Genomic DNA, 6,069 nt, shown 5'->3' on the forward strand with positions numbered 1-6,069 from the left:
GTTGAAAATGTGTTTCTATCAGTCTGCATAGGGTTAGAAATGTCTGCGGAAGATCATTTTGAAAGAGGAACTGAGCACTTAGATCAAGGTCACCACCAAAAAGCGATAGATGAATTCAAGAAAGCATTAAAGGTCGATCAAAACCACACAATGGCATGGTACAACATGGGTATAGCGTATGGCGAAGTAGGCGAGCATGATGCTGCACTTGTTTGTTATAGAAAAACTGTAAAAATCGCTCCTGAGTTCGCATGGGCTTGGACTAACCTAGGTGAGACCTATAGAAGACTCAGTGATTATAAAAATGCCATCAAATACCATAAAAAGGCAGTAAAACTTGACCCTGAGTTCGAAGATGCATGGTACAATCTAGGAGGCACCTACGGAGAATTAGGAAACCATGAAAAAGCGGTAGAGTGTTTTAAAAAGGTAGTAGCTATTGATCCTGGAGATATAGACGCATGGTATAACCTAGGGGTGGCATACGGACAATTGGATGAACACAAAAAGGCACTTGAGTGTTTTCAAAAGGTTGTTGAGATCGATTCGCTGGCTGCAACTGCCTGGGTATGCATAGGATTATCTTATTCTGAGTTAGGTGAATATCAAAAAGCGATCGAGAATTTTAAAAAAGCAGTAGAAATCGATCCTGAATTTGCAGACGCATGGAGTAACCTAGCTGTTGCATATAAAAAACTAGACAATATTAAGAAGGCTGATGAATGCTTTAAAAGGGCGGTAAAAATCAACCCTAAGCTGGCTATTGAATAAATTCTGCATTTAATTTCTGTGTTTTTTTGAATCATTAATGGTCAAAACAACGCATTATAGCACTGGATAAGAATTAATGTCAATTACCCCACCCTAAAGGGTAGGGGCTTGGGTCGTGAGACCTGAGAGCAATTAGTTGATTAGCCTAAGAGAGGTCATATAGTGTATGACGGTATCTACGTTATCAGGAGAGTTAAAGAACACACCAAGGGATGCTTCTCTAGTCCCTTGCTCTGTAAACGGTGGTTTAAACAGAGAGGCAACTCTCAGTGATCATCGTAGAGTACTGACTGATAACCTTGGCGAAGAGAACCAACCGACTTTAACATCAGTTAAAGGAGGAGATAGGACTTGAGAGTACCTATCTATGTGGTAAACATCAGGGGGCAACCGCTCATGCCTACCACACAACATAACGGAAAGAGGTTGTTAAAAGAAGGAAAGGCTACAGTTGTAAAACGGTATCCTTTCACCATTCAGTTGAACTATGCCACTGGAGAGGCGACACAACTGATTAAATTAGGAGTGGATATCGGATTTACGAATATTGGATTTAGTGCCAAGACCGATACGTTAGAAGTCATCAGTGGGACGTTAAACTTGCGCAAGGATGTGTCTAACAAGCTTGAAGAAAAGCGAAGGTATCGTAGAACGCGTAGAGGCAGATTAGGGTATCGCCCACCTCGATTTGATAATCGTAAACGTCCTGAAGGATGGTTAGCCCCTAGTACTCAGCATAGGCATGACTCACATATTCGATTAGTTGAAACACTTGCAACGCTACTTCCTATAACTTACAAAAGGATAGAGACTGCGAATTTCGACACACAGAAAATGCAACATCCAGAAATTACAGGCGTAGCATATCAGCAGGGCGAGCTACAGGGCTACGAAGTCAAAGAATATCTATTGGATAAGTGGGGACGAAAGTGCGCCTATTGTGGTAACACAAACGTGCCCTTAGAAGTCGAGCATATCGTCCCGAAAAGTAGAGGTGGCACAGACCGAGTGTCGAATTTGACGATATCATGTAGGAACTGTAATCTAAAGAAGGGAGATAAGACCGCAGAGGAGTTTGGCTATCCACACATACAAAAGCAGGCAAAGACGCCACTTAAAGCACCAGCATGTATTAATAACATTCGTTGGAGGCTAGTAGAACAGTTAGGTGCAGAGCATACTTACGGATACGTCACCAAATACCAGCGTAACAATTTAGGACTGGAAAAGTCGCATGTTAATGATGCGTTTGTCATTGCGGGAGGCACAACACAACCACGGTGTAGACCGTATGAGGTTATTCAGGTGCGGCGCAATACTCGTTCTCTACAATTGAATAGAAAAGGCTTCAAACCGTCTATTAGAAGACAGAGATACCCGTTACAACCGTATGATCTTGTAAAGTTTGAGGGTAGAACGTATAGAGTAAAAGGGACTCATTGTCTTGGAAAGCGAGTTATTTTAAAAAATGTTAATGGAAAAGACAAAAGCGTATCTATCAAAAAAGTAGAGTTGGTTAAATATGGGAAAGGATTATTATTTAACTTAAGTCAGTCTAAACGCCTCTTTCCTCCCCACCCTAAAGGGTAGGGGCTTCCAGAGGCGGGAGATGTGAGGTAGTTTACAAAATCACAAATTCACTATAATGAAATTACGGCGTAATACAAGATCTACTTGTCTTTTTTGAAGTGTATGTACAAATATCCTGTTTTCTTGTCTTTGTCTAATACACTATAGCCTCTAGCATTGAAAAATGCTGCTAAATAATCGGTCCAGAAATCGACATACTTATCCTTAGCTTTGGAAGTACAAAACACTTGAAATTCGTTTTTGCCCCCTAAGAAGTTAAAATCGAACACGTTGCAGATATTATCTACGTGAACAATAACTCTTTTTAGGTAGGGAACTATCTCTCTCTGTAAATCCATAGTGTCAATTTTTTTCCCTAAAGCAGTTTCTAAGCAAGCTTCCAGCGACGGAATGAGTTCATTAATCTTTTCTTTGGGATAATTTTCAATTAATTTGGTGAAGGCATCTTTTGAAATGCCAATACGGTCGAAGTCAGCCAATTGACTTCTTTCTAGAAATAATGCAAAGACTCGATGACAGAAATGAGAGAAAAGCTCGTTATCATTCCTGAAAGTTATTAATTTCTCATAGACTTCATTAGGAATTGTGACTACCTTCTTAACATAGTTAGGCGCACTCATAACTTACATCCCCCTATATCTTTGTGACTATTTGTAATTTATTTGTATTCTTTTGTATGAATGTGAACTTATTACTCTTACGCTCTTTTTAAATTGTAATCAGACAATATTTCAAATTGTAAAAAAACAACGTTTCAAATTGTAATCAGACAAGGCATTTTCACGATCTGAAATGAATGTGCACAACACTTAGAGGGTAAAAATAATTCTGGTAATCCCTAAACTCATACCTAAGATTTAATTTTGATTATCTAAGTTTTTCGAGGCAAGAATGGTTGAGCTTGCCTTTGATAATAACTACATCTAGTTTCTATAGTTTCAAATATCATCTATGGCCTGAAGTATTCAAAATAGCATTGAGTTAAATCAAAATAAAACAAAAAATAATGAAAAATGTAAAATATTGCAGATGTAATTGCATTAAGAAATACTATTCTTGATAAGCCTCATAATACACGAGTTTACATTTTGTGCATTCTCTGACATTAACGCGTGCTTGTCGAGTTTTTCCAACAGGTATGGTTGGGTTTCCTAAGTCAACAGAACTTGTACTCCCACATCGGGGACATGTTCCTTTGAATTCATTCATTAACATCAACTCCAATAGTTGCATAACTGAATTTTTCGTGTTTAAAATACTTTTCCTGAAGGCAAGAACCGTTGTTATTCTAATATATTCATTTAAAAACGATTTTTGGGTTAAATCTACGAAGGCATACCCCCCATCATTAAAGAAAGTATTGCTTTTTGAACATGCAACCTATTCTCAGCTTGATCATAGATTACAGAATATGGGGCATCTACTACTTCAGATGTAGCCTCTTCTTCTCTAAACACAGGCATAGAGTGCAAGAATAACGCTTTTTCAGTCGACGCCATTAACTCTGAGGTGCATATCCAGTCGCTGTATCTCTTATACAACTCTAGTTCTCGTTCTATCCCAATTTCAAAGGCCTCAGCAGTCATCCAATTACGTGGAAATACCACATGAGCTGAATTATAGGCATCCTGCAAATCATTACTGATTTCAAATGTGCCTCCAGATTCGTCTGCGTTTTGTTTGCACCAGTTAATTACAGTGGGCTCTAAAGCAAAATGTTCAGAGGGATATGCCAGCGTTACGTCCATTCCAAAACGAGTGGCAATTAGAATCGCGCTTTGGACACTACACCAGGATCGAGGGTTGTTAGAATTAGCCCAGGTAACCAGAAATTTTTTGTTTCTTATCTCTTTCATCTTTTCTATAATGGTAAATATATCGCCAAGTCCTTGACAGGGGTGAAAACGGTCATCAGCCATATTAATGACTGGTATTTTTACGTGGCTAGCGTATTCTCGGATCACTTTGTTTCCAACACTTGGCTCTAATAGGCGTATTCCAATGCCTTGTGCATACCTTGCCATCGCTTTTGCCGTGTCCTTGATAGACTCGCCTGCGTCTAGTAGGGTCGTTTTAGACTCCACGAATTGGGCGTGTCCCCCCAGTTCGGTCATCGCTGTCTCGAAGGAAATGCGCGTTCGCGTTGATATAGAATAAAAAAGCATCAGAAATGTTTTGTCAGGTAGAAGTTTTGGTTTATCACCCTTGTAATAACTTTCCTTTAAATAGCGAGTCCACTCAAGAACTGCGTTGATGTCGTTCATGGACCATTCCTGGGTCGTGATTAGGTCTTTCTTAGATAATCGGAAGAAATCCATATGGTTCCCTCAATACTCAATATCAGGGTATTTTCATTCCATAGAGAAAATCTATACAAAGAGTCACTTAATAAATATTGATTAAATTATAAATAACGACGAGGTAATATAGACAATAGACAAAGATGAATTACCAATCCTCAAGATACTAGGTGAGACTTTGATGAACAAGCGTGAAGTTCCATTTGAATATGTACGCCTAGCGGGAAAAGCACCTATTCAAGTTTCGCAACATGAGAAGGATGGGGTTTCAGAGGGATATATCAAAAGACGAGTACTATATTCCTCAATAAAGGAAAGAGAATATCTTCCAGATGGATCATTTAGGTTAATCTTAAAATTCAAAAAAGGACATAGAAAACCATTCTTGGTGGAGATATTCGTAAGAGAGAAAACATATAATAACTTAATAAGAGAATTTATTGTATATGGAGTCCATGTGACCAAGGAGTAGTTCAAATGACACGAATTATCGAGATGGAAATAAATGAAATAGAAGTACCAAAAGACATGTTCAAAGAAATTCCAATGATGACTTCTGCGTATCTTTACATGCTTTCCAAAGAGACAATAGCGATTAGTCTTGAAAAGTCACAAGATATGGCTCAAAAAAGCATTTGGAATGATAAAATTGATGTAAAAGAGACTAAGAATGCATTTATCTTTTGTTTACCACAACTCGTCACGAATTTCTACCACATTACGCCAAACAATTTCTCAGTGTCCGTGTCTCAAAAAACTGACATAATTTATGTAGATATCGACTGATTTTCTTCACTATATTTCAGTTAAACCATTCTGCATTTTAAAGTTCTCAAAAAAGCAAGAGACTGGTATGGAACAGAATAGAGAACTGAAAAAACGAAGGTCTTTTGAAATTATTTGCTGGCATAGTTATGTCTTTCTCTTAATATAGTTAGTGATTTCCTCAACAGTGAGATTCTTAAGTTTCCGTTCATCCTCAGTGATTACCGTAATTTCAACCTTTGTTGCATCAAGTTCAGACTCAATCACCTGTTCTAACGCTCTTAATGACAACAATATCATCCCATCCAAATCTAAATCCGGTTGATAGTCTTTCTCTAGCAATTCTAAAGCCTGTTGTTCACCTGCACCAATTACTGCCGCTAGATTTCCAAAATAGGTACCACTTGGATCGGTCGAAAATAATTGAGTTCCATTATCATCTACTCCCATAATCAATAGTTTAACACCAAAAGGTCTTACACCTGCATATTGGGTATATACCTGCATTAAATCTCCAATTTCCCGTGTTAAGACTTCTACGTTAATTGGTTCATCATACGTTAGCCTGTGCATTTGTGCATTGATCCTCGCTTGGTTGATTAGGACACGCGCATCTGCAGTCAGCCCCGCAATCGCGACACCA

The 6,069-nt window shown here is 38.4% G+C and carries 9 protein-coding genes; 5 read left to right on the forward strand and 4 right to left on the reverse strand.

The features are described from left to right. Positions 1-39: 39 nt before the first annotated feature. The 3 genes from QVB70_RS04160 to iscB all read left to right on the forward strand — a co-directional run bounded on the left by QVB70_RS04160 (position 40) and on the right by iscB (position 2,361). Positions 40-771, forward strand: coding sequence for a tetratricopeptide repeat protein (locus QVB70_RS04160; protein WP_287583691.1), 732 nt, complete (start codon positions 40-42; stop codon positions 769-771). A 166-nt stretch (positions 772-937) separates the two neighbouring features. Beyond that, positions 938-1,126 (forward strand): hypothetical protein, encoded by a 189-nt coding sequence (locus QVB70_RS04165; protein ID WP_287583692.1) that lies wholly within the window; start codon positions 938-940, stop codon positions 1,124-1,126. Positions 1,127-1,140: 14 nt separating this feature from the next. After that, the gene (gene iscB, locus QVB70_RS04170) at positions 1,141-2,361 is read left to right on the forward strand and encodes an RNA-guided endonuclease IscB (RefSeq protein WP_287583706.1); all 1,221 of its coding nucleotides are present in this window, start codon (positions 1,141-1,143) and stop codon (positions 2,359-2,361) included. Between the two features lie 80 nt (positions 2,362-2,441). Here iscB and QVB70_RS04175 read toward each other — a convergent pair whose 3' ends face one another. From QVB70_RS04175 to QVB70_RS04185, 3 genes are all read right to left on the reverse strand, one after another. After that, positions 2,442-2,981, reverse strand: coding sequence for a hypothetical protein (locus tag QVB70_RS04175; protein WP_287583694.1), 540 nt, complete (start codon positions 2,979-2,981; stop codon positions 2,442-2,444). Positions 2,982-3,411: 430 nt separating this feature from the next. Further along, positions 3,412-3,570, reverse strand: coding sequence for a hypothetical protein (locus tag QVB70_RS04180; RefSeq protein WP_287583696.1), 159 nt, complete (start codon positions 3,568-3,570; stop codon positions 3,412-3,414). A gap of 116 nt (positions 3,571-3,686) precedes the next feature. Then, entirely contained in the window at positions 3,687-4,679 is a 993-nt protein-coding gene (locus QVB70_RS04185) for a hypothetical protein (RefSeq protein WP_287583698.1), read from the reverse strand. Positions 4,680-4,842: 163 nt separating this feature from the next. Between QVB70_RS04185 and QVB70_RS04190 the strand changes: the two genes are divergently transcribed. After that, a complete protein-coding gene (locus QVB70_RS04190; RefSeq protein ID WP_287583701.1) occupies positions 4,843-5,133 on the forward strand; it encodes a hypothetical protein in 291 nt (96 codons plus the stop codon). Between the two features lie 5 nt (positions 5,134-5,138). Next, positions 5,139-5,447 carry a hypothetical protein gene (locus QVB70_RS04195; RefSeq protein ID WP_287583704.1) on the forward strand — a complete coding sequence of 103 codons (309 nt, stop codon included), beginning with the start codon at positions 5,139-5,141 and terminating at the stop codon, positions 5,445-5,447. A gap of 126 nt (positions 5,448-5,573) precedes the next feature. On the opposite strand, the gene QVB70_RS04200 is transcribed toward QVB70_RS04195, so the two are convergent. Next, the coding region (locus QVB70_RS04200) for a proteasome subunit alpha (protein ID WP_342766541.1) at positions 5,574-6,069 on the reverse strand (496 nt) is incomplete at its 5' end.

This window comes from Candidatus Borrarchaeum sp., assembly GCF_019058535.1.
GTDB lineage: Archaea > Asgardarchaeota > Sifarchaeia > Borrarchaeales > Borrarchaeaceae > Borrarchaeum > Borrarchaeum weybense.